Below are 23,564 nucleotides of genomic sequence, written 5' to 3'. Positions count from 1 at the left end.
GTTTGTACGTTATCACCGATAATGGAGGAGAAATGAAATGAACGAGCTTACCATCAGTACACAGGATGGAGTTAGGGTTTTAATGTTAAACCGACCAGAAAGACTCAATGCGATTAACGATTCTCTTAGTTTACAAATGGAACGGGCTTTAACAGAAGCCTCTATGGACGATGAGGTTCGCGTAGTTGTCATCACCGGGGCAGGACGGGGATTTTGTTCGGGGCTTGATTTGACGGATCGGAAAAACAGAGATGCTTCTTCCATGTCACGTCACAGGCGATTGGATGAACTGGATTGGGTCGGACGCCAGGCACTCGGAATCGTTCAGTGCGATAAACCGGTCATTGCTGCGATTAATGGAGTTGCTGCGGGGGCGGGGCTGTCATTGGCTTTGGCGTGCGATATGCGCTTTATATGTAAAGAAGTGCAAGTAACGGCCGGATATATCCGTCGCGCATTGACCCCGGATGCTGGAATGAGTTATTTCTTGCCAAGACTTGTTGGACATGGAAAAGCAGCTGAGCTTATTTTTACCGGGCGTGAAATTACTACTGATGAAGCCGAACACATCGGACTTGTGAATGGTGTATTTGCCGCGGACGAATTTCATGAACGTGTCATGGAATTCGCAAGGGGGCTTGCAGACGGTCCTCCGGTTGCCTTGACACTTTCGAAACGGTTATTGGCGACAAGTTGGGATGAAGATTTAACAACCGTATTGAAAAATGAGATTAAAACCATTCGAACCTGTTTCCAAACGGAAGATTCTACGGAGGGTGTACAAGCTTTCGCGGAAAAGCGTAAACCAGTTTTCAACGGTAAGTAATGACACTTTATATACGTCAAGTAAATGGAGGATGAAAAGGATGAGAACGCGTATAACCGATTTATTGAAAATTGAATATCCAATTATTTGTGGCGGTTTATTTAGGGTTGGCCGTGCACCTTTAGCGGCAGCTGTATCGGAGGCAGGGGGACTCGGAATTATTACGTCGGCCACTTTCGAAACGGCGGAGGAATTACGCCAAGAAATACGCATTGCGAAAAAGGCTACGTCAAAACCCATAGCAGTGAATATCAATCTGTTCCCAAGTGTACGAAAAATGCCGAATGAAGCATATATCGATGTATTAATCGAGGAAGGCATCCGAATCGTGGAAACTTCGGGTCGGAGTCCGGAACCTTATATGAAGGTGTTAAAAGACAACGGTGTCACAGTCATCCACAAAGTTGCAGGGGTTAAATATGCCAAGACAGCAGAACGGGTGGGTTGTGATGCTGTCACTGTGATTGGGTTTGAGGCGGGAGGCCATCCTGGCATGGAAGATGTGGGGAACGTCGTGCTTGTTCCGCAGACAATTGATGCTGTCAAGATTCCTGTTTTAGCAGGTGGAGGAATTGCAGACGGACGTGGATTGATCGCGATGCTTGCTCTTGGAGCGGAAGGGATTGTGATGGGGACCCGTTTTTTAGCGACGCAAGAAGCCCAGGTGCATGACAATGTCAAACAGTGGATGGTTCAGGCGTCTGAATTGGATACAACCCTAATTCAGAAAACAATCGGTTCTACCTCGCGTGTTGCACGAAATGAAGTCGCTTTGCAAGTGATGGAAGCAGAAAGTAGGGGTGCAGAACTTGATGAGCTATTACCATTAATTTCGGGACGTAGAGTAATGAAAGTATATGAGGATGGAAACATCGATGCCGGTATTTTTTCTTGCGGGCAGTCAGTTGGAAGAATTAAAGATGTCCCAACCGTAAAAGAACTCATAACAGAGATGGTGTCAGAGGCAAAGCGGACTGTAAACAAATTGGAGCGAATCACTACTACAATAAATGTTTAAAAATCGGGGAATGCCTTACTACTAAAAAAATGGAGTGGGTGAAAAGATGAATAACTATCAAAACATCTTAGTAGAAAAATCAAATCAGCTTGCTTACATTATTATTAACTTACCTGAACAGCGAAACCCGTTAAGTAAAGAAACACTTGGTGAAATGAAGGACGCACTCGAGAAATTAAAAGATGACAAAGAAACGAATTGTATTATTTTTACAGGGCAAGGAGATAAATCATTCGCTGCCGGAGCGGATATCAGTCAACTTAAAAATCGCGAACCTTTGGATGTATTCACACCCGGCGGTATGCAGGAAATCTATGATTATATCGAAGCGTATGAAAAACCGACAATTGCAATGATTAACGGCTTTGCGCTCGGCGGTGGCTGTGAATTGGCAATGGCGTGCGATATTCGGATCGCCTCTACAAATGCAAAGTTCGGTCTCCCTGAGTTGAATCTTGGCATTATTCCAAGTGCGGGCGGCACGCAGCGAATGGCTCGCTTGATCGGGAAAGGGAAAGCAGTTGACTTAATCTTAACGGGGAAAATTATTACAGCGGAAGAAGCGGAAAGAATCGGACTTGTTTCAGAAACCGTCCCACTAGTCGAGTTAAAAAAAGCGGTGGAAAAAACAGCGGCTCAAATCCTCTCGAAAGGCCCGTTAGCTGTGAAATTTGCAAAGATGGCCATTCATGCTGGATTTGACGCGGATATGAAAACAGGTTTACTAATCGAAAAGCTTTCCCAAGCCATACTTTTCTCAACCGAGGATAAAAGTGAAGGGACAAGCGCCTTTTTAGAGAAACGTACCCCGGAATTCATCTCCAAATGATTTCATACTAGTAAGTGAATAAAATAGCACGTAAGAAGGAATGACCGTAAACCTTGGTAACGAAGGTTTACGGTCATTCTTCTGTTTTTATGTACGTATAAAAATGCCAAGGAGTCCTAAAAGAGTCGATACAGAGGAAAAAGGTATAGATTTAATTGACGAAGGAAATCCTTTTTGGCGTAGACAATTCAATAAATGGCTGTGTAGAGCTAGAAAAGGTTGCCTTTGTTGAGAATGAAAAAACGTTGTAATTAATGATACTAGGAGCGGAACAAATGGATAAAACAATATATCTGGTCAAGCATTGTCAAGCTACAGGACAAGAGCAGAAGGCAGAACTGACTGGAGAGGGAAAAGAACAAGCGAAAGAGCTGGTGCGCTTTTTTGAGAAGCGGAATGTTAAGCGAATCATTTCCAGCCCTTTTACGAGAGCGGTTCAATCCATTCAGCCAACAGCGGACAGCCTTGGCCTGCAAGTGGAAATTGACGGTCGACTAGGTGAGCATAAGCTAATTTCAAAAAACCTCAAAGACTGGATAGAACGCCTTGAAGAGTCCGTGCGTGATATGGACTTGAAAATGGCAGGCGGAGAGTCAAGCCGCGAAGTAGCCAAAAGGGGAATGGAAGTGCTTGAAGCAGCAACCGATGGCACTGTGCTAGCTACTCATCGCAATACAATGGCGCTTTTATTGATGCAAATTGATGGCATACAGGGGCTGAAGGAATGGACAGGATTGTCGAACCCGGATGTCTACGAAGTGCAAGTTAAAAAGGATTCCTATTACGTAAGGAGAATCTGGGGCTGAAAAATTGTCGGAAAATATCTCCTTGAAACGGATGTGCAATGCGTTGCCAATTATAAATGTAGATGGAGTGGACTTGTATTATCATGTTCAAGGAGAAGGGATACCTATCGTGTTCATCCATCCTCCCTTACTCACGAGCACGAATTTTATCTACCAAATGAATGAATTATCGAATCACTTCAAAGTTATTTTATTTGACATACGAGGTCATGGAAATAGCTCGTTTTCCGAAAAAACGTTGACTTATCCATTAATTTCACATGATATTACAAAACTATTGGATCATTTAAAAATAGAAAAAGTTTTCATCTGCGGCTACTCAACTGGAGGGTCCATTGCTCTAGATTTTTTGCTGACATTCCCCCAGCGTTCTCTAGGAGGCATTCTGATAGGAGCCATGTCAGAAGTGAAAGATCCATCATTAAAAAATAAAATCACTTTAGGGGTAAAGCTAGCGGAATCGAAGGCGCATAAAGCTCTTGCTCTATCCGTTTCCTTTACTAACTCCAATACTAGACAATTGTTTAAAGACTTATATATCAACGCGAAAAAGGGAGAAGCCCAAAATATTGAACAATATTATCGATACAGCTTGCACTATAACTGTACAGACCGTTTAGATCAAATTAAATCCCCTGTTTTGTTGCTGTATGGAGAGAAAGATAAGCCGTTGCATCGCTACGCCCATTTATTACACGAAAAGCTCCCTGTCAACGAGTGCATACTCATAGGTGGCGTAAAACACCAGCTTCCTACAAAAGCGGCCGCGGCAGTGAATAATTTCATTAAGCAGTTTGTTTCTAATTATGGAGTATAAAACGGAAAAAATTAAATGCCTGCTATCCTTTTTTGCAAATCAATGGAAGAAAATCACTTGTTTATTTCATAAAGTAATACACAAGCTATAAATGGTTAAGGAATAACAATCAACAAGAAAGGTGGAGTGAAAATGAAGAATAACATTCAGGTATTACCAATCGTAGCGGCCATTGGGATCGGGGCTGCTGCCTATAGCATGATGACTGGGCGCGGCGGACAATTACAAAATATGATACCGCAGTTATCTAAAATGACCAACCAAGGCGCAGCAAACCAACAATCGATGTAGACCTGGAACAAGGTAAACTGACAGTTAGCTATATCATTGATATTAGCTAGCTGTCGTTTACAAATCAGAATTTTTACAACAATTCTGTCATCTAACAAGAAAGGTTCTTGTTTATAATAGGTCTTTTTAAATGCTTATCTTATTGACAGTAAGCATTATTTTTTGTTTTTAAGATAATAGTAATTATTAAATTTTTATAATTTTGAAAATAGTGCTTGAATTATAACTAACTTTCGAATATAGTTTAATCAATATACTGAATATACTGGTTGGTCAGTATAAAAAAAGGAGAGGGTGAAATGGAAATCTTATTCAACTACCGGGGAAATTCTAGTTTGGATGGGAGAGCGCACACATTTTAAGATGTAGCACATGATAAGTGTTTATGGTAAATTGAAGGAAACATAAAAGAGAAAGCTGGTGGGTCCTTCATGAAAAGAAAGTTGACCGAAAAGAGTATTGAACTTTTTGAAAAGAAAGGTTTTAGCCAAACGACGATCCAAGATATCACGGAAGCGCTAGAGGTAACGAAAGGCACGTTTTATTATTATTTTTCGAGTAAAGAGCAGTTGTTAATGGATATTCACAATGAATATATTACTAATTTACTTGAACGCCAACAACAAATCTTGGATGCCAAAAATAAGTCAAATAAAGAAACATTAAAGAAAATAATCGAGTTGTTAATCTATGATATTAAAGATAAGGGTCCAAGTGGCCGTGTTTTCTTTCGTGAAATGCGTCATCTTATGAATGAAAACATTGAATCTATAGAAAAAAAGCGTAAACTTTTCCGCTTGAATATTGAACAGGTTATTCGGGATGGGGTAAACAATGGAGAGTTTCGTTCCGATTTACCAGTGGAAATGGTGACTTTAGGCGTTTTGGGTTTAGCAAACTACAGTTATAATTGGTTTAATCCAAATGGAAAAATAACACCAGAAGAACTTGTAAATACTTATACGGAAATGATTTTAGGAGGAATGGTCAAGGATTGAAAGAGTCTATTAAAGCCATTAATAGGCGTTATGTCTTTTTGTAGCCAACATACTATCCGGTTAGTTAGTGCAAGAGGCGTATCCTTATTAATTCGTAGTATTAAGGATATTTAGTTTAAATCTTGAAAGGATGTGAGAGAAAAAGGTATCAAAATTATTTTTGGTGGACATCATCAGCTGTGGTACTTGAAAAGAAATTGCACAGTGTTTTGAAAGCGATACCATCCTTGTTATTGCAGAAGTCCCGAGGTTTCACGGTAATTGAATTACAGTGAGAAAACTCATTTGGCGAACTGAATTAAAAAATAAGGGGGAGAATTATGAAAGACGGGAACTCGATAGGTTGGAAAAGAATAAGTATTCTAGCCGGTGCCTTATGCGCTTATTTAATTGGGGCCGCCACTGCTACAGGGCAAGAATCACTGCAGTTTTACGCTTCACATGGATATATCAGTATTGCCTCAATCGTAATTGCTTCAATTCTATTTGGATGGGCCGGTTCCTCTATAATAGCGTTGGGTCGAGATACTAGTAATACAAATTCAAGTGCCTACAAACATTACTTTGGAAATGTAATAGGGACAGTATTTGAATGGTTTGTCATAATGTTTTTGTTTTGTTTAGTCGTAACGTTAATTTCAGGGTCTGGTACAGTTATTGCGGAGTTTTATGGAGTAAATAAACTCGTAGGATCAACATTGATGGCGGGATTAATATTCATAACGCTTTTGTTGAGTCTCAATAAGCTTGTGGATGTCCTTGGTTGGGTGGCACCATTGATAATTATATTTATTATAATTATCAGTGTCATTAGTATTACAAATAATATGAATGGACTTATCAATGCCGGCGAGGTATTAGGAGAGATTGAGGCGGTACGAGCTGTCAACTCATGGTGGTTTTCAGGTGTTTTGTATTCAGCCTTTGGTATAACTGTGGCTGCCCCTTTTCTTCTTCAGATGGGTTTAACAGCTAATAGTCATAAAGAGGCGTTTTCGGGGATATGGGCCGGGATTGTGGTATATGCCTTAACAACTGTTCTGATCACTTTAGCATTGCTTGCGAATCTGACATCCGTTTTCGATAAAGAAGCACCCTTAGTATTTTTAGCTAATCAGCTACACCCGGTTCTTGCCATAGTATTTTCGATTGTAATATATGCGGGAATTTATACTACGGCTGCACCGATGTTTTGGTACGTTTGTAATCGGATTTCCTCAGAAAAAACTAGAAAGCATACAATTATCGCATCCATTTTGATAGTAATTGCTTTTATTGGTGGTATATATTTACCATTTGGAAAACTGGTCGGAACTGTATATCCTTTAACAGGGTATTTGGGAATCTTTCTTTACATTGCAATTGGATATAGCCAAATAAAGAATAGGATGAAAAGTCGCGTCAGTTCAAATGCAGAAAAGGAATTGCTTAATAAAAATTAACTGAATATTACGTTATGCCGAATAGTCACTCATTCGGGAAGGTTATTGTTTTATGCACTAGAGGTAACTATACTCTACCATTTTGGAGTCGTCTCAGAACGACTCCAAAAAAGAGTACTATACATGGCATAATCTTGGAAGTTACTCCAGGATATTGGATTTTAATATGAAAGGATGAAGAAATAATGAAATTAGTTATTTTAGGTGGAGCAGCTCATATGGCACAGCCAGCGGTCAAGTATCTACTTGAAAGGGAGAATATAACAAACATTGTTCTTGCTGATATTAATGTGGATCAAGCGAACAAGTTAGCGAACCAACTTGGTTCCAAAGTGTCTGCGCAATTCTTGGATATAAATGATAAGGCTATGCTTGCCGATTTAATCACAGATGCAAACCTTGTTATGAATTTTATTGGCCCTTATTTTCGTTTCGGAACGAAAGCATTAGAGGTTGCTATTGATGTGGGGGTTGACTATTTGGATATTTGCGATGATTATGACGTAACAATTGAAGCATTGAAACTGAATGATGTAGCCAAGAAAAAAGGGATTACAGCATTGATAGGGATCGGTGCATCACCGGGAATTACAAATGTATTATCGCGATTAGGCTCAGATGCACTCGACAGTACCGAGGAAATCAACACCTATTGGGTAGTCGGAGATGCTGAGCCAAGCGGCTTTGGTGCATTAACCCATATGTTTCATATTATCAAGGGGGAGGTACCAACCTTTTCGAGTGGCAAGCAGCAAAATATTAAAGCGTTTCAAAAAGGGTCTTCGGAAATTATCGACTTTGGAGATCCAGTTGGAGCAGTTACTTTATACCATGTTGGGCATCCTGAACCAGTCACATTACCTAAGTTTATTCCTGGAGTTAAAAAAGTCACCAACCTTGGAGCATTATTACCTGAATTTCAAAATCCGATGTTTAAAAACCTTGTCGACATAGGGATGACAAGTGAAGAACCGATTATGTTTAGAGATGAACCCGTCGCTCCACTTGAATTTTTGTTGGCTTTGTTTAAACAAAAACAAGATGAGGATAAGGAGAAGCGAAATTCAGTAAGAAAACAAAAGTCAATTGGTGCCGTGCGTATAGAAGTTATTGGTGAGAACACTGGCGGACAAGCAAGTTATACATTTACCAAATCAGCGTCCGATAGTATGGCGAATGGCACATCAATACCCGCTGGAGTTGCCGCAACCTTAATATTAGAAGGGAAAGTTCCTATTAAGGGTGTAATTCCACCCGAATGTCTGGATCCAAAAGAAATGATTTCCGCTCTTAACCGTGTTAATTATTTTGAAGGTGATAAAGGATTCGAAGTGAAGAGAATGCGTGATGGGAAGACTGAGTCTGGTTCTCTTTTGGATAAAAATATGTTCCCAGAGTTTTGGTGAGAATTACGATTTAAAAATACGTAATTTACTAGAGAAACCAAAGGCATAAAGATAAGCACGCTCGATGGGAGTATGCTTAGAAACTTACTTAAAATAAGGGGGTTAACAACTATGAGGATAGTTATTTTAGGCGGGGCGGGTGCCATGGGCTCAACCGCGGTCAAGGATTTGGCACTTAACGATACTTTTGATGAAATAGTAGTTGGTGATATAAATATTGATTTAGCTCGAAGACTAGCAGAGAGTGTTAATAGCGCTAAGGTTTCAGCGTTACAAGTTGATGTAACGGATGCCGATAGCCTTAATCAGATATTGAAAGGTGCAACCATTGTTTTAAACTTTGTAGGTCCCTATTACAAATTTGCACCTCCAATTATTCGGGCATGTATGGAAGCAAAAGTTCATTATGTAGATATTTGTGATGATTATGATGCTGCGAAGATTATTTTAGATATGGATCAAGAGGTGAAAGAAGCAGGTATTACTGTGTTAACAGGAATGGGAACTTCACCTGGGATAACAAATATCCTTACAAGAATGGGAATGGATGAATTGGATGTAACAAAAGAGGTCGATACGATTTGGGTAATGGGAGAGCCAGAGGTGGGATCGGCAATATTATATCATTTTTTCCATAGTTGTTCAGGATTAGTTCCGGGTTTTGATAAAGGTGAGCATACACTGATCCAACCTTTATCGGAACAAAATGCTATGGAAGTTGATTTTCCGGAACCTCTTGGAAACGTTAAAGTTTATGATATAGGCCATCCGGAGCCAATTACAATTCCGCATTTTTATCCAGATGTTGAAAGAGTAACTAATAAAGGTGCGGTATTACCGGAAAAGGTTTTCGATGTTTTTAGAAAACTCGTTGATTTAGGATTCGATTCGACTAAACCAATTGAATTCAATGGAACAACAATTTCTCCACGTGATTTTATTGTTAGATATCTTCAGGAAAATAAAGAACTACTTGCATTTGATGAACCTTTAGGATTAGGGGGATTAAGGGTGATTGTTAAAGGCGTTAAAGATGGAAAGGAATTAAGTTATGTTTACACAACTGTAAGTTCGGAAACAACCGCGGAGTCTGTTGCAATCCCAGCAGTTGTTGGTGCTGAACTAATTGCTAAAGGGAAAGTTGAAAGCTTAGGTGTCATTGCTCCAGAGGTTTTACATCCAATAGACGTATTTAAAGGATTAGGTAATCGAAAAAAGATAAGTCATGACTCTGTTAACTCGGGTTTGATTGTACAAAAAATTATGTCGGATGGAAAAATCGAGACAATAAGAGCTGGCAGGCCAATTCTTGTCTAATGCTTTTGTGTTTTTTACTCCTATCTATATTGATTGATTATCGGAGGGTATTTAAATGGAAAAAGTCATTAATGAATTATTGGAAAAAAGGGAAAATGCAAAATTTGGTGGTGGCAAAGAAAAAATTGCCCGACTACATGAGGAGGGTTTTTACAGCGCCAGGGAGCGAATCAATATGCTGGTCGATCCTGATTCATTTTTAGAATTAGGAATGCTTGCCCATTCCGACCAAGTTGGCAGTGAAAATAAAAGCGCTGGTGATGGCATCATTGTCGGTCTTGCAAAAGTTGATGGGCGTCCCGCGGTCGTACAAGCAATAGATAAAACTGTGTTTGGGGGCACTGCTGGGATAATTCATGCTAGAAAAACTGAATCCATTCATGCATTCGCTCTTAAGCGTGGTTTACCCATATTTCATTTAACTGAAGGAGGAGGACTTCGTATGCCCGATGGTATGGGGTCCGATGGAATTAGCCAAATGTTATTTCCGGAAGAGCTATTGTTGCATAGACGTGAGGTGCCAATGATTACAGGCATATTGGGTGACAGTTTTGGAGACCCGGCATGGGTGGCAGTATCTTCTGATTTTGCGACACAACGAAAAGGGGTTTCTATGGCAGTGGTGGGTCCGCGTATACTAGAGGTCGCAACTGGTGAAAAGGCAGCTGTCGAAGACTTGGGTGGATGGAAGTTACACGCCAATACGACAGGACAAATTGATCATTTTGGCGAGACCGAAGAAGAATGTATTCAAGAGATGAAAAGGTTTTTTAGCTATATGCCACTGAATGCTACAGAAGAACCACCTTTTAAAGCAACAGAGGATGACCCTTTCAGAAGATTGGATGAAGTCGTTGATATTGTGCCTACTAGGCGGGCACAAGTGTATGACATGAAAAAATTAATAAAAATAATCGTTGATGATGGACAATATCTCGAAATCAAACCAACATTTGGTGCAGCACTTATAACTGTTTTAGCAAGGATAAACGGACGAGTGGTCGGAATTATTGCAAACCAACCTATGAAATATGCTGGCTCAGCAGGACCTCAAGAATGTGAAAAGGCCACTGAATTTATTTGTCTTTGTGATTCTCATCATATCCCTTTGATTTTCTTACATGATAATCCGGGATTCCGTGTCTCGCGTGACGCCGAGAAGTACAAAATGCCAACTAAAATTTTAATTTGGAATCAAGCGCTTGCACAATCCACAGTTCCCAAAATTTCAATTGTTATTAGAAAAAGTATTGGAGCAGCATTCGCAAATATGTGTGGTCCGACAATGGGGGCTGACTTTGTTGTCGCATGGCCAGGTGCTGAGATTAACTTTACGGGTCCCGATGTCGGAATTAATGTTGTGTATGGTCGTAAAATTGAACAATCAGCAAACCCAGAGGAAGAACGAGCTGAGCTACTAAAATCATGGGGGTTTGACAGTTCACCATATAAGGCGGCTGCTAAGTATTTATTAGAAGATATTATTGACCCGAGAGATACGAGGAAGTTTTTAGCGCAAACGCTTGAATATGCGTGTACAAAAAAAGGTTCGAAAAGTGAACGACGTCTTGCGAATTGGCCAACACAATTTTAATTAAAAGAATCGTATTACTATGTTAAGGAATTAGGGAGGGAAGAAAAGTTGGAACAAATATTGAAAAAAAGCTGGCCACAGAATCTTCCGGAAACATTAACCTATAAATTTGGTGAAAAGCCCTTACGTGAATATTTAAAACAGAATGCGATAGATCACCCGAATCGGATAGCTTACCATTTTTACGGGAATCAAATCAGTTGGAGTCAATTAAATGATTCCACATGTCGTCTTGCACAATTCCTTACAGATAAAGGAGTGAAAAAAGGGGAGCGGGTAGCTTTATATATGCAGAACTGCCCTCAATATATAATTGGTTATTTCGCAATCCAACAGCTCGGTGCAATTGTTGTTCCTTTGAATCCTATGTATAAAGGTGCTGAACTGGAATATTTCATAAATGAAGTAGGTATTAAAGCTGTAATGTGCAGTCAGGAATTGTATCACAATTTACATGCTATCCAAGAACAGATTCCGATAGTCGAATTTATCATTACAACAAATTACGCGGACTTTCTCTCAAAAGATATTTCTTTGCCACTTCCCGAGGAATTGAAAATTAAGAAAGAGAAAATAAGAAACACAAATGATTTGCAAGAAATATTGGAAACATATCCGCCATTAAACGAAAGCACAGAAATTAATGTTTGGGAAGATATTGGATTAATGTCTTTTACTTCAGGCACGACAGGAAGGCCCAAGGCGGCTATGCTTACATTCGGCAATGCTTTATTCAAAGCAGCTGCAGTGAGTCATACATTTGGCTATACAGAAGATGATAGAACAATTATCATTCCTCCGCTTTGCCATATTGGGGGAAAAATGGTGGGGATATGCGTTCCAATCTACAGTGCCTGTGAAAGTGTACTTATGACAAGATTTGATCCTGAAGCAACCATTTCCGCGATAGAAAAATATAAAACAAATTTATTATACACATTAGCTCCGATGAACGCCGCAATTTTAAATCACCCGGGCATTGAAGAAAGGAATCTAACTTCTCTAGAAGTAAACTTTGCAACAAGTTTTGGAATCCAGGTAAGTGAAAAGCTTGCTAACGAGTGGAAAAGGATAACAGAGGGTTGCTTAATGCTTGAAGCTACTTATGGATTAAGTGAAACGCATGATGCTGATACTTTTATGCCGAAGAATAAGGTGAAATATGGTAGCTGTGGAATTCCAACCTATGACACAGAAATACGTATTCTGGATTTGGAAAGTGGTGAAAATCTCCCGCCGAGAAAACAGGGTGAAATTGTCATTAAAAGTCCCGGTGTATTTAAAGGATATTTTAAACGAGATAAGGAAACACATGAAACTTTGAGAGATGGCTGGCTTCATACCGGAGATATAGGATGGATCGATAACGAAGGATATTTGTATATTTCCGGTCGCATCAAAGAGATGATTAAATGTTCAGGTTACAGTGTTTTTCCAGAAGACGTGGAAGCTTTATTGGAAAGGCATGAAGCGATATCACAAGTTGCAGTCATAGGGGTAGCAGACGAAAAAAGAGGCGAGAGCGTCAAAGCGTTTATTGTTTTAAAACCGGAATACCGAGGTAAGTTGACTGAATCTGACATGATTGAATGGTCCAAGAAGAATATGGCGGCCTATAAATATCCTCGACATATTGAATTTCGAGATAGTCTTCCTATAGCGATTTCAGGAAAGGTGTTAAGGAAATCTCTGAAGGAAGAGGAGAGTGAGGAAGTCACTAAAATAGTAAATTAATTTCATTAAAATAGATTGTTAATTTGGAATGATGTGCTTTTTGTCTAAATTCTAAAGGAGGACTGAATCATGACATGGCAACCTGAAATTGATGAGCTTTATAGAAGACAAAAATTATCCCATCAAATGGGGGGAGAGGAAAGTGTTGAAAGGCATCAATCAAGAGGCAAATTAACTGTAAGAGAAAGGGTAAGTCGTTTGCTTGATGAAGATACTTTTCATGAGACGGGTGCTATTGCTGGAGCCGCGAAATATGAAGACGGGGAATTGAAAGATTTTCAACCAACCAATGTCGTAATTGGAAGAGGTAAGATTGACAATCGAAAAGTCGTAGTATGTGCAGATGATTTTACTGTGCGCGGTGGAGCTGGTGATCAGGCTAGTATGGAGAAACAGGTGTATTCGGAATTAATGGCACATGACTTACAAATCCCAATCATTCGACTAGTGGATGGAACCGGTGGAGGGGGAAGTGTCTCATCTCTAGATGACCTTGGTTATGCGTATATACCCGTTAACCCTGCTTGGAATCATGTCGTGAATAATATGGGGCGGGTTCCCGTTGTCGCAGCATGTTTGGGGTCTGTTGCAGGACTTGGGGCAGCACGGGTTGCGGCATCCCATTTTTCAGTGATGGTTGAAGGGATTTCACAACTATTTATTGCCGGGCCGCTGATTGTTAAACATGGTATGGGACAAGACCTATCAAAAGAAGAATTGGGTGGGGTGGAGGTACATCGCTCAAGCGGAGCAATTGATAATGTTGTGAAAACAGAAGATGAGGCATTTGAACAAATCAGGCGTTTCTTGTCTTATCTTCCAACTAACGTTTGGCAATTGCCGCCTGTAATGAAGACAGATGATTCGCCAACTAGAAAAGAAGAAGAGCTTATTTCTGTCATTCCTAGAAGTAGGCGTACCCCTTATAAAATCCGTCCCATCTTAGAGAAGATTTTTGATAGTGAATCTATTTTTGAAATGGGACGGGACTATGGTGGCGAAACGGTTGTTGGATTCGCTAGGCTTAATGGTCATCCCGTCGGATTTTTAGCAAATGATCCATTGGTCGGAGGTGGGGGGTTATCCGTTAAGGCTTGCGATAAAATTGAACGTTTCGTTGATTTATGCCAAACTTTTCATCTACCCATCGTGAATTTTGTTGATCAGCCGGGGCTGACCATTGGTTTAGCTTCTGAGAAGAATGGGTTGATCAGGCATGGGGTCCGTGCCATATCAGCAATCTATCAAGCTTCTGTACCAATGATTGAAATTATTCTCAGAAGAGTGTATGGCGTAGGTGGTGCCGGTATGATTAATGGCCATGGACTTCACTTGCGATACGCTTGGCCGTCGGGAGATTGGGGCTCTTTACCTTTAGAAGGCGGAATACAAGTTGCCTACCGACGTAAGTTGGAGTCAAGTGATAATCCACAAGCATTACTAGAAAAGTTGGCGGCTCAATTTGAGAGTTATCGATCGCCTTTTAAAACCGCAGAGGCGTTTGGCATAGAAGAAATAATTGATCCGCGGGATACTAGACCACTACTGTGTGAATGGATTGAAGATGCTTATTCATTATTACCACAACTTTTAGGTTTATCTAATCATACGATGCGTCCGTAAAAATAAAGGGGTTGGGATGGGGGTTGCATATGCTTACAGAACTGGGTATTACTTCGATCAGAATTGATTTACCCTTTCGCTTGAACCATATAAATTGTTTCATTGCCCAAAGTGAAGATGGCTGGACGGTAATCGATACGGGTTTGCATAATAAAGAAACAGTAGCAATATGGGATGAGTTTCTTACAGGGAAAAAGGTGACTGATATATTAATATCTCATTATCATCCTGACCATTTTGGCTATGCAGGTGGTCTTCAACAGAAAACAGGTGCAAGGGTTTCTATGTCGGAGATTGATAAACAATCGGGTATGACCGTATGGGAAGAAAACTTCACGCAAGGACTTCGTCATAATTATAAGCTTGCCGGAGTTCCTATGAAAACAGCAAGTGAAATGTCAACAAATACGGTAGGATTTTCATCTGTCATTACACCATATCCCAAAGTTGATCATTACTTTGAGGAGGGGGAAAAAATCCAAATAGGGCGCTGCGAGTATGAGGTTATCTTCACACCGGGGCATTCAGACGGGCTTGTAGTATTTTATAATCGCGAAAAAAGCGTCCTTATATCAACCGACCATATATTGCCCAATATAACACCCAATGTTGCATATTGGTTCCATGGTATTAAGAACCCCTTGGAATCATATATAACATCTCTGAAAAAAATCAAGAAACTAGATGTGGAATATGTTATCCCCTCACACGGCGATCCTTTTCATCATGCAAATAAGCGAATTGATGAAATAATTATACATCATGAAGAAAGGCTGGATTTTGTAATGAATGAAATTGCAAATGGCGTAACGGTTTATTCAATCTGCAAAAAATTATTTGACAAGGATATGGATGTTCATGAAATGCGTTTTGCTTTAGGTGAGACGCTGGCACATTTGGAATACTTACGATACGATGGCCAGCTGAAGAGAGAGATAATAGAAGGGGAATGGCGATATTATTTAATATAATCATGATTTAGCACTCAAGTTAGTTTAATAATGATCTGCGTAGGGGGACATTCCTAATATACTTTACACATTCACGTACGGAAAATTTAAAACATAGGAGAATCAATGTATGAGTGAATTGAAGTCGAATATGGCGGGGAGTATCTGGAAAGTAGTTGTGAATGAAGGGGAGCAAGTTGAGGAAGGCCAAGTTATTGTTATTTTGGAATCTATGAAGATGGAAATTCCAATCGAAGCTGAAAAAGCTGGGATTGTTAAAAGTATGAACGTTTCTGAAGGTGACTTTGTGAATGAAGGCGATATAATTGCAACAATTGAATAAAATGATTTGACGGCTGTAACATGCGCATTCGGTATGTTCAGGATGATAATGGATGACTTCCTTTTCGATATCTTCCGCAGATGATAAAGATGTTTTGGACCCTGGTATAATGCTACCCCATCGATGGATCAGCTCCCTTATGACGGTCTGGATGAGGCGCTCCTCCACGCCATTCTGGAAGGTGACCTTGGCATTGCCAAGTTTTAATGGTACAAGAAACGGGGTATTTGGATGAAATGGCCGTCAGGCCGTCGTTCAGCGCAGGATGCAATGTAACGGGATCTATGGTCAATGGTTTTTGTGGCATTAGAAAGGCACCCCCCTTCAAGTTGATACATCGATCATACTAGGAGGTGCTTTGTAAAAATATGTGTTGTTTGATTGGGGGCTTAAGATATTTTTATAAGTTCTCCTTGGACGTATCATTAAAAAATGAATACGCTAAGAAGTTGAAAGAATGACCGTAACCCTTGGTATCATAGGTTTACGGTCAATCTTTGTCTTTTTAAGTATCCAAATAAATAGGGCAGTAAGAGGGCCATCGAATCTTTATTCCATTGGATTAATGGTAATTTGATCCATGCAGTGAAATCTCTATCACTTAATTATTGCTATCTGATTTCTACCGTTTTCTTTTGCTTTATATAACGCAATATCTGACCTTTCGATGAATTCCTCGACAGTACCCCCATTGTAAAAAGATACTCCAATGCTGATTGTAAAATGAATACGTTCATTTTTATAAATGAACTCGGATTTCTCAACAGCCTCACGTATACGTTCTGCTATTATTAGCGCTTCAGCAACATCGGTGTTGGGTAGAATGACCGCGAATTCTTCTCCTCCAAAACGAACGAAAGCGTCAGAGTTTCTTATGTTCTTATTAATAATACTAGAAGTATGCTTAAGAGCTTCATCCCCACATTGATGACCATAATCATCATTAACTTTTTTAAAATGGTCAATGTCTAACAACATAAAAACTAAAGAACTGTTCGTCCTTTTACTAATAGGGATAGTTTTTTCCATAAAAAGTTCTAAGTATCTTCGATTGTAAATACCAGTTAAAGAATCCGTAATGGTCAGCTCTTCTACTTTTAATAATAATTTATAAGATTTGATTATATAGTATCCAAAAGTTAGAGTAATAGACCAATTTATGAACGAACCTAAAATAAGTGCGCTAATTTCGCTATTATCAGGGTTAATTTTTTGACTAAACTCTGTTGTGTACTTCAAAATGCTATAGAAGATTCCAGACCCTATAATTACTTTCCATTTAGGATACTTATTTGTAATCAAGATAATTGGAATCAGAGAGAGTGACCATATAAATGGATAATGTCCACTCGCTTCCTCAGTCAGAATTGTATCAATAATAACAAGGCCAACAGTAAATAAAAAAATTAAAATTAATGAGTAATTAAAACGTTTTCTTTTCAATTACTTTCTTACTCCTTTCGGTAACCCAGCCATCTTAGCTTAATGCCTTAGACCTGTGGCTTTGCGTCATTATCTTTCGATAATTTTGCCTTTTTCAATAGAGTTGCTTAGTAAATAAGTATACAACAATTAGACGCCTCAAAGTTTAACTAAATCTCTGGTTTACATCTGTATCCATTGTCTCTGGATGAACCAACACCTATATGAAGCTTATGTATTTATGTTTGTGACAGGAGCTAAGCAGCTGTTTGTTTCTGATTACATTTAATCTAGGAGAATAGCAATAACTGTTAAGCGCAACAATCGGGCCATATTGTTAAACAATTAACTTGACAAAATATTCAAAGTGTTATTAATCTTGGAGTAACTATTGGCATTATTTTTAGGGATTGAGGGTTTTGGCAGTCGGTGAACAATCGCAAAAAAGGAGTTAGCCTACATGATTTCTCCTCCCCTGTCAAACGATATTTCCAAGTCTATTCGATCTCCGGGGCCAGGTATCACTGTGATCGGGGTTCTAATGGCTCTGTGGTGCATCGCGTTTGCGGTGGTCAATATTGTCTTTGAGATCACAGACCATTTCGCCGGGGGACCATTTGCCGAGTACACGACCGGCATTACGGTGATGAACTGGATTGTCGTTGGCTTTAAGGTATTAGGTGCGGCTGTGGCGCTATTATCGGTTTCGAATGTCCCGAAATTTCACCTACCGGCTCTCATGACAGTGTTGGTGTGGGGAGCTTTCGCCACGCTCGGATTATATGCTCTGGGCAGCGTGACACAGGCGGTTGGCATGATTTTCGGGGTTTCGGGCAAAGCCGACCAAATTAATCTGGCAAGCGTTGGCTACGTATTTATGTTCCTGTTGGCCGCGGTTGGCTATGGTTTCTTGGCCGTCTCCTACTCGCGGCGTTACCGCACACGAAGAGGCTACGCCGTTCTCGGGGTGATCGGCGCACCCATGGTTCTTGGTTTGATCCTAATAGTGGTCCCGATGCTACTGGTTGCCCTGGGACTCATCCCCGCATACTGATGACCCTTTCGCTGACAGGAAAAGCTAGGGCATTATTTAATGATTATCATGGCAATGGCGATCCTTTTGGCATTTCTTGCGCCATGTCAACGTTCATCCCACTTTCACATCAACATTCTGAAGGGCCGCTTATCGATTTTTTCGACTGGATAAGCGGCCCAGTTCATTTTCTGTTATATGCTGTCCAGGACCCTCCTATATTCCAACAAAACAGAAAATCTGCCCAACTCTAATCGGATTGTATTTGCAGCAAAACAATTCACTGATTCCCAATCAAAATCCTTTTGCTATAGGGACAAACGAAAATTTCACGAATCCTTGTGGTAGTATTATATTAATTGACAAATCCGTCTTATTTGACAATTGTATAAGAGCTTGTTACTCAATGGAACAATCATTTGATGGAAAGGGGATGTCTAGATGAATAATCTGTCTGAATTATTACCCCAGGCTCTATTACAAAGCTATGAGGGATTTTTATTGTCCGATCATGAGGGACGGGTATTTTTTGCTAATGCTGCTGTTGAGGTGATTTCAGGGGTAAAGTTAGATCAGATCATTGGGAAGACACCAGAGGAAATGCAGGAAGATGGTCTGATCCTCAAACAATCGCAGCGAATTCTTCAAAGAAATCCTTTGACGATTTATCAAAAATTGAACACAGGAAGGGAAATCTTTATAACAAGTAAGCCGATTAGGGATGAAAATGGCAAGATCTTATGTTACGCCTCCAACTATCGTGATTTAAAGGATCTGAATATGCTGTTTGACGAACATTTGAATTACTCCAAAATAAGTTTTTTGGAATTGGAGAGATTACGTGAAAGTTTGACGAAGACAGATGGCATTATCAGTAATTCTTCTCAGATGCAAGAATTGAAACTGTTGGTCGGGAAAATTGCAAAAACAGATGCGACCATTTTGATATTAGGAGAGTCTGGAACGGGGAAAGAAGTAATTTCCAAGAATATACATAGTTTAAGTAAACGCTCCGATGCACCTTATATTCAAATTAATTGTGGGGCGATTCCAGAGAACTTAATAGAATCGGAGTTATTTGGATATGAGAAGGGGGCATTTACAGGTGCTAACTCAAGCAAGCCTGGATTACTTGAAGTAGCGAATCACGGCACGGTGTTGCTTGATGAAATTGGAGAAATGCCGCTGCACCTCCAAGTAAAATTATTACGTGCGATTCAAACGAATGAAATTACTCGAGTTGGCGGTACTGTGAAAAAGCAGTTGGACGTTCGCTATATCGCAGCGACCAATAAAGATTTGAAGAAGCGGGTCGAGGAAGGACTGTTCCGTGAAGACCTCTTTTATCGATTAAATGTCGTGCAAATCGAAGTACCTCCATTACGTGAACGTGTGGAGGATATCAGGTATTTAAGCAAGTTCTTCTTAGATAAGTTTAATAGAAAATACAATAAGCAGTTGGATTTCTCCGAGCGTGCATTGCTGCTATTGGAACAGTATGAATGGCCTGGAAATGTTCGGCAACTCGAAAATATGGTTGAACAATTAGTGATTTTATCCGAAGGGCCTTCAATTGTCGAAAGTAATATTCCCCATGAAATTTCCCGTATTAAATGGAAAGAGGCAAATCCTACAACGAGTATTCGGCCACTGAAAGAGAGTGTCGAAGAATATGAGAAAGTAGAAATACAAAGAGCTCTTCAATTGTATCCTTCTATTCGCAGCGCTGCCAAAGCGTTAGAAATAAGCCATTCTACTCTGTTGCGCAAAATAAAACAGTATAGCCTTACGTAGAAATTCCTCCAAATGGAGGTTTTTTTATGATTTGGCGGGGGTGCGATTTGGCAATCGTCCGAGAGCGATTCTAATGCGCTGGTTTAGTCGTTTAGAGGGGTTGTAATTGCTCGGGAGCTGTTCGTTTGTGTTTGTTTGGTCGTTTAGCGGGGGGTTAATTGCCCGGTAGCAGTCTGTTTGTGCTGGTTTGGTCGTTTAGCGGGGGGTTAATTGCCCGATAGCAGTCGGATTGTGCTGGTTTGGTCGTTTAGAGGGGTTGTAATTGCCTGGGAGCGGTCGGTTTGTACTTGTTTGGTCGTATAGAGGATCTTTATATACCCGGGAGCGATTCGTTTGTTCTTTTGTGGTCTAAAAATGAACCGCTTTCTAGTTAAAAATCCAAGATTCATCAAAAAATGAACCATTAATGGTTTGGAAATAGACCATTCCTAGTTTTGGATCGTATTATTAATTTAAAAATGTTGATTTTATGCAGTTTACATCTTGGCATGATAATTGCAATGTAGTAGGCAAAGGAGGTGGAGCTGTGAGTTTGGACTATATCGAACAAGAAAGAATTCAGGATTCGCCACAAATATGCGTTTTGACAATTAATCGACCAGCAGAAAAAAATGCTTTGAATAGCCAGGTTGTCCAGCAACTGACTCAATTGATCGAGACGCTTGAGCAGGAGGCATCGACGAGGGTCGTCATTTTGCGGGGGAAGCAAGAAAACTTTGCGGCGGGAGCAGATATTAAAGAAATGCTACATGCGGATGTAGCGGCGATCGATAGGATAAGTGCACAAGTCCATGAATTGCACAGACGGATGAATATAAGTCCGATGATTTTTATTACTGCAATCGAAGGCTATTGTTTAGGCGGAGGCTTTGAGTTGGCTCTTGCGAGTGATATACGAATCGCTTCTCCAACAGCAGTATTTGGGTTGCCGGAAGTAAAGCTAGGGATTTTACCGGGGGGTTGGGGGACGCAAAAATTCCAGTCTTTAGCAAGTAATTCCTTTGCCACGAAGTATATTTTGACGGGTGATTTTTTTGATGCAGAGAAAGCTCTTTCTTTTGGTCTAATTAGTTCCGTTGTCAATGATCCCTTTCAAGAGAGTTTGAAAACGGCCGAGAAGATTGCTTCCCATAGTTTTAATGCAGTCCAAGCAATTAAAAGGTTATTAACAGGCGTTGAATATTCAAACCTGGAAGAAAGGTTTGAATTGGAACGAAACGCTTTTAAACAATTATTCATAGAAGGTGAAGCAAGGGAAGGATTGCTTGCTTTTACTGAAAAAAGAAAACCAAATTTTAAAGGGGTGTGAAGGGAATGGAAAACGTATATATTGTGGCAGCCAAGCGAACGGCAATCGGGGCTTTTGGTCAGTCATTAAAATCATATTCTGCTGTGCAGTTAGGTGAATTCGTTGTGAATGAATTGTTCTATGACATCCCTGCCGTCAAGGAAGAGGTGGACGAAATTTTAATCGGTAACGTATTCAAACATGGCTTGAAAGGAAATCCAGCGCGTCAAATTGGAATTGGTACAGGGTTGCCCATTTCCGTTTCGGCAACGACCATCGATATGCAGTGCGCATCGGGTCTAACTGCGATTATCCAAGGGATGAATAATATCCGAAGCGGTCAAAGTGATATCGTTGTGGCAGGTGGCATTGAAAGTATGACCAATGTACCGCATTTGATGTTGCAAAGCAGATGGGGAACACGTCTAGGTAATCCACCAGTCGTCGATGCGTTGCTTCATGACGGATTAGTCTGTGCAATAGAAGATTATCATATGGGCCTCACAGCGGAAAATCTAGTGGAACGCTATGGAATTTCACGTGATGTGCAAGACGCATTTGCAATGGAAAGTCAGCAGAAGGCATTACGGGCCATCGAGGAGAATCGGTTTGTAGAAGAAATCGTTCCGATACCTTGTCAACGGGAGGACCAATATTTCAGTACAGACGAACACCCGCGTCGTACATCGCTCGAACGGTTGGGGAATTTAAAGCCGGCCTTTAAAAAGGAAGGTACTGTAACGGCAGGCAATGCGTCGGGATTAAATGATGGTGCAGCAGCCGTTCTGCTCGTCTCTGAGAGAGCATTAAAACGACTGAATCTGAAGCCTTTAGCGAAAATTATTGAGACAGCTACCTGTGGAGTACAGCCTTCGATGATGGGAATCGGACCTGTACCAGCCATTTTGAAAGCACTCGACAAATCCGATATGAACATAGATGATATCGACCTGTTTGAAATTAATGAGGCGTTTGCGGCGCAAGTGCTTGCCGTCAATATGGAACTTAATATACCGACTGAAAAATTGAATGTCAATGGTGGGGCCATCGCATTGGGGCATCCGGTAGGCGCTTCAGGAGCCCGTATTATCGTCACATTACTACATGAATTAAAAAGACGAGGCTTACACAAAGGAATCGGTTCATTGTGCGTAGGAGGTGGTCAAGGTGCAGCAGCAATCATCGAAGTTGTTTGAGGATGTACTCGTTGTCGGTGGAGGATTGATGGGGGCCGGGATTGCACATGTCCTTGCGGAAAGTGGAGTGCATGTCACATTAGTCGATCAATCGACTCAAGACTTGGAACGTGCGCGACGGCAAATTGAAAAAATGCATGGAAGGAAGCATCCGGAAACTGATGTCCAATCGGTTCTCAATAACATCAATTTTTCCACAAATGTGGAAGAGGGCAAGCATTGTCTATTGGCCATTGAAGCTGTTCTGGAAAAAATGACGATCAAGCAAGCGGTTTTCAAGCAGTTAGATGAACTATTGCCGCCACAAGCCATTCTCGCAAGCAATACATCGTCTTTATCGATTGCGGCTATGAGTAGCGTGACAGCAAGGCCGGCGCAAGTTGTAGGAATGCATTTTTTCAGTCCGGTACCTATCATGCGACTTGTGGAAGTTGTACGTGGGATCAATACATCAGATGAAACAACGGAAAAGATCCGGACGTTTGGTGAACAAATCGGAAAAGAAGTGATTGTCGCCAAAGACTACCCCGGCTTCACGGTGAATCGTGCATTAGTTCCGTTTTTGAATGAGGCTGCGTATCTCGTCATGGAAGGCAATGATCCTGCGGAAATTGACCGCGGCTTGATGCTCGGCGCCAATCATCCGATCGGTCCATTGAAACTGATTGATTCCTTAGGCGTCGATGTTTTACTATTTACGATTGAAAGCTTATATGAAGGATTCAATGATTCGAAATATAGACCATGCCCTCTTTTAAAGAGAATGGTAGAGGCTGGACATTTAGGGAAGAAATCAGGAAAAGGATTTTATGACTATTCATAAGGGATGTGGCGTCG

22 protein-coding genes and 1 riboswitch are annotated in these 23,564 nt (G+C 40.5%); of the genes, 20 read left to right on the top strand and 2 right to left on the bottom strand.

Going from position 1 to position 23,564, the window contains the following annotated elements; translation table 11 throughout:
* Positions 1-37 precede the first annotated feature (37 nt).
* The 15 genes from AB1K83_RS07335 (at position 38) to AB1K83_RS07265 (ending at position 15,994) form a co-directional block, all read left to right on the top strand.
* Complete coding sequence (locus AB1K83_RS07335) at positions 38-826, top strand: enoyl-CoA hydratase/isomerase family protein (protein ID WP_413057501.1); 789 nt, start codon at positions 38-40, stop codon at positions 824-826.
* A 40-nt stretch (positions 827-866) separates the two neighbouring features.
* Positions 867-1,844, top strand: coding sequence for an NAD(P)H-dependent flavin oxidoreductase (locus AB1K83_RS07330; protein ID WP_413057500.1), 978 nt, complete (start codon positions 867-869; stop codon positions 1,842-1,844).
* Positions 1,845-1,890: 46 nt separating this feature from the next.
* Positions 1,891-2,673 (top strand): enoyl-CoA hydratase/isomerase family protein, encoded by a 783-nt coding sequence (locus AB1K83_RS07325; protein WP_413057499.1) that lies wholly within the window; start codon positions 1,891-1,893, stop codon positions 2,671-2,673.
* Positions 2,674-2,948: 275 nt separating this feature from the next.
* The gene (locus AB1K83_RS07320) at positions 2,949-3,479 is read left to right on the top strand and encodes a histidine phosphatase family protein (protein ID WP_413057498.1); all 531 of its coding nucleotides are present in this window, start codon (positions 2,949-2,951) and stop codon (positions 3,477-3,479) included.
* A gap of 43 nt (positions 3,480-3,522) precedes the next feature.
* Positions 3,523-4,296 carry an alpha/beta fold hydrolase gene (locus tag AB1K83_RS07315; RefSeq protein ID WP_413057497.1) on the top strand — a complete coding sequence of 258 codons (774 nt, stop codon included), beginning with the start codon at positions 3,523-3,525 and terminating at the stop codon, positions 4,294-4,296.
* A gap of 132 nt (positions 4,297-4,428) precedes the next feature.
* Positions 4,429-4,587, top strand: a complete 159-nt coding sequence (locus AB1K83_RS07310; RefSeq protein WP_413057496.1) for a hypothetical protein — start codon at positions 4,429-4,431, stop codon at positions 4,585-4,587.
* A 431-nt stretch (positions 4,588-5,018) separates the two neighbouring features.
* Entirely contained in the window at positions 5,019-5,585 is a 567-nt protein-coding gene (locus AB1K83_RS07305; RefSeq protein ID WP_413057495.1) for a TetR/AcrR family transcriptional regulator, read from the top strand.
* A 320-nt stretch (positions 5,586-5,905) separates the two neighbouring features.
* Complete coding sequence (locus AB1K83_RS07300; RefSeq protein WP_413057494.1) at positions 5,906-7,027, top strand: hypothetical protein; 1,122 nt, start codon at positions 5,906-5,908, stop codon at positions 7,025-7,027.
* 185 nt (positions 7,028-7,212) lie between these two features.
* Positions 7,213-8,433, top strand: coding sequence for a saccharopine dehydrogenase family protein (locus tag AB1K83_RS07295; RefSeq protein WP_413057493.1), 1,221 nt, complete (start codon positions 7,213-7,215; stop codon positions 8,431-8,433).
* Between the two features lie 111 nt (positions 8,434-8,544).
* A complete protein-coding gene (locus tag AB1K83_RS07290) occupies positions 8,545-9,750 on the top strand; it encodes a saccharopine dehydrogenase family protein (RefSeq protein ID WP_413057492.1) in 1,206 nt (401 codons plus the stop codon).
* Positions 9,751-9,805: 55 nt separating this feature from the next.
* Complete coding sequence (locus AB1K83_RS07285; protein WP_413057491.1) at positions 9,806-11,344, top strand: acyl-CoA carboxylase subunit beta; 1,539 nt, start codon at positions 9,806-9,808, stop codon at positions 11,342-11,344.
* Between the two features lie 48 nt (positions 11,345-11,392).
* A complete protein-coding gene (locus AB1K83_RS07280) occupies positions 11,393-13,078 on the top strand; it encodes a class I adenylate-forming enzyme family protein (protein ID WP_413057490.1) in 1,686 nt (561 codons plus the stop codon).
* A 69-nt stretch (positions 13,079-13,147) separates the two neighbouring features.
* Entirely contained in the window at positions 13,148-14,701 is a 1,554-nt protein-coding gene (locus AB1K83_RS07275) for an acyl-CoA carboxylase subunit beta (RefSeq protein WP_413057489.1), read from the top strand.
* A 29-nt stretch (positions 14,702-14,730) separates the two neighbouring features.
* The gene (locus tag AB1K83_RS07270; RefSeq protein WP_413057488.1) at positions 14,731-15,672 is read left to right on the top strand and encodes an MBL fold metallo-hydrolase; all 942 of its coding nucleotides are present in this window, start codon (positions 14,731-14,733) and stop codon (positions 15,670-15,672) included.
* Positions 15,673-15,781: 109 nt separating this feature from the next.
* The gene (locus tag AB1K83_RS07265; protein WP_413057487.1) at positions 15,782-15,994 is read left to right on the top strand and encodes an acetyl-CoA carboxylase biotin carboxyl carrier protein subunit; all 213 of its coding nucleotides are present in this window, start codon (positions 15,782-15,784) and stop codon (positions 15,992-15,994) included.
* 112 nt (positions 15,995-16,106) lie between these two features.
* On the opposite strand, the gene AB1K83_RS07260 is transcribed toward AB1K83_RS07265, so the two are convergent.
* Both AB1K83_RS07260 and AB1K83_RS07255 read right to left on the bottom strand, forming a co-directional pair.
* Complete coding sequence (locus AB1K83_RS07260) at positions 16,107-16,301, bottom strand: hypothetical protein (RefSeq protein WP_413057486.1); 195 nt, start codon at positions 16,299-16,301, stop codon at positions 16,107-16,109.
* A 290-nt stretch (positions 16,302-16,591) separates the two neighbouring features.
* Complete coding sequence (locus AB1K83_RS07255) at positions 16,592-17,437, bottom strand: GGDEF domain-containing protein (RefSeq protein WP_413057485.1); 846 nt, start codon at positions 17,435-17,437, stop codon at positions 16,592-16,594.
* Positions 17,438-17,453: 16 nt separating this feature from the next.
* A riboswitch (cyclic di-GMP riboswitch) is annotated at positions 17,454-17,537 on the bottom strand.
* A 339-nt stretch (positions 17,538-17,876) separates the two neighbouring features.
* On the opposite strand from AB1K83_RS07255, the gene AB1K83_RS07250 reads away from it, so the two are divergent.
* From AB1K83_RS07250 to AB1K83_RS07230, 5 genes are all read left to right on the top strand, one after another.
* On the top strand, positions 17,877-18,470 hold the full coding sequence (locus AB1K83_RS07250) for a hypothetical protein (RefSeq protein WP_413057484.1): 594 nt from the start codon (positions 17,877-17,879) through the stop codon (positions 18,468-18,470).
* Positions 18,471-18,890: 420 nt separating this feature from the next.
* Positions 18,891-20,243 carry a sigma-54 interaction domain-containing protein gene (locus AB1K83_RS07245; RefSeq protein WP_413057483.1) on the top strand — a complete coding sequence of 451 codons (1,353 nt, stop codon included), beginning with the start codon at positions 18,891-18,893 and terminating at the stop codon, positions 20,241-20,243.
* Positions 20,244-20,769: 526 nt separating this feature from the next.
* Complete coding sequence (locus AB1K83_RS07240; RefSeq protein ID WP_413057482.1) at positions 20,770-21,552, top strand: enoyl-CoA hydratase/isomerase family protein; 783 nt, start codon at positions 20,770-20,772, stop codon at positions 21,550-21,552.
* 5 nt (positions 21,553-21,557) lie between these two features.
* The gene (locus AB1K83_RS07235) at positions 21,558-22,727 is read left to right on the top strand and encodes a thiolase family protein (RefSeq protein WP_413057481.1); all 1,170 of its coding nucleotides are present in this window, start codon (positions 21,558-21,560) and stop codon (positions 22,725-22,727) included.
* The gene (locus AB1K83_RS07230; RefSeq protein WP_413057480.1) at positions 22,699-23,550 is read left to right on the top strand and encodes a 3-hydroxyacyl-CoA dehydrogenase family protein; all 852 of its coding nucleotides are present in this window, start codon (positions 22,699-22,701) and stop codon (positions 23,548-23,550) included. The genes AB1K83_RS07235 and AB1K83_RS07230 overlap by 29 nt, the downstream gene beginning before the upstream one ends.
* Positions 23,551-23,564 lie beyond the last annotated feature (14 nt).

Origin of the sequence: Sporosarcina sp. 179-K 3D1 HS (genome assembly GCF_047228905.1) — a bacterium.
Lineage (GTDB): Bacteria > Bacillota > Bacilli > Bacillales_A > Planococcaceae > Sporosarcina.
The sequence above is the reverse complement of the archived record's forward strand: the minus strand, read 5'-3'. Positions and strand labels throughout refer to the sequence as shown.

Coding starts and splice junctions, on each gene's coding strand:
- AB1K83_RS07265 (WP_413057487.1), top strand. CDS start 15,782: ATGAGTGAATTGAAGTCGAATATGGCGGGGAGTATCTGGAAAGTAGTT.
- AB1K83_RS07305 (WP_413057495.1), top strand. CDS start 5,019: ATGAAAAGAAAGTTGACCGAAAAGAGTATTGAACTTTTTGAAAAGAAA.
- AB1K83_RS07285 (WP_413057491.1), top strand. CDS start 9,806: ATGGAAAAAGTCATTAATGAATTATTGGAAAAAAGGGAAAATGCAAAA.
- AB1K83_RS07295 (WP_413057493.1), top strand. CDS start 7,213: ATGAAATTAGTTATTTTAGGTGGAGCAGCTCATATGGCACAGCCAGCG.
- AB1K83_RS07290 (WP_413057492.1), top strand. CDS start 8,545: ATGAGGATAGTTATTTTAGGCGGGGCGGGTGCCATGGGCTCAACCGCG.
- AB1K83_RS07260 (WP_413057486.1), bottom strand. CDS start 16,301: ATGCCACAAAAACCATTGACCATAGATCCCGTTACATTGCATCCTGCG.
- AB1K83_RS07310 (WP_413057496.1), top strand. CDS start 4,429: ATGAAGAATAACATTCAGGTATTACCAATCGTAGCGGCCATTGGGATC.
- AB1K83_RS07235 (WP_413057481.1), top strand. CDS start 21,558: ATGGAAAACGTATATATTGTGGCAGCCAAGCGAACGGCAATCGGGGCT.
- AB1K83_RS07250 (WP_413057484.1), top strand. CDS start 17,877: ATGATTTCTCCTCCCCTGTCAAACGATATTTCCAAGTCTATTCGATCT.
- AB1K83_RS07330 (WP_413057500.1), top strand. CDS start 867: ATGAGAACGCGTATAACCGATTTATTGAAAATTGAATATCCAATTATT.
- AB1K83_RS07300 (WP_413057494.1), top strand. CDS start 5,906: ATGAAAGACGGGAACTCGATAGGTTGGAAAAGAATAAGTATTCTAGCC.
- AB1K83_RS07320 (WP_413057498.1), top strand. CDS start 2,949: ATGGATAAAACAATATATCTGGTCAAGCATTGTCAAGCTACAGGACAA.
- AB1K83_RS07275 (WP_413057489.1), top strand. CDS start 13,148: ATGACATGGCAACCTGAAATTGATGAGCTTTATAGAAGACAAAAATTA.
- AB1K83_RS07335 (WP_413057501.1), top strand. CDS start 38: ATGAACGAGCTTACCATCAGTACACAGGATGGAGTTAGGGTTTTAATG.
- AB1K83_RS07245 (WP_413057483.1), top strand. CDS start 18,891: ATGAATAATCTGTCTGAATTATTACCCCAGGCTCTATTACAAAGCTAT.
- AB1K83_RS07325 (WP_413057499.1), top strand. CDS start 1,891: ATGAATAACTATCAAAACATCTTAGTAGAAAAATCAAATCAGCTTGCT.
- AB1K83_RS07270 (WP_413057488.1), top strand. CDS start 14,731: ATGCTTACAGAACTGGGTATTACTTCGATCAGAATTGATTTACCCTTT.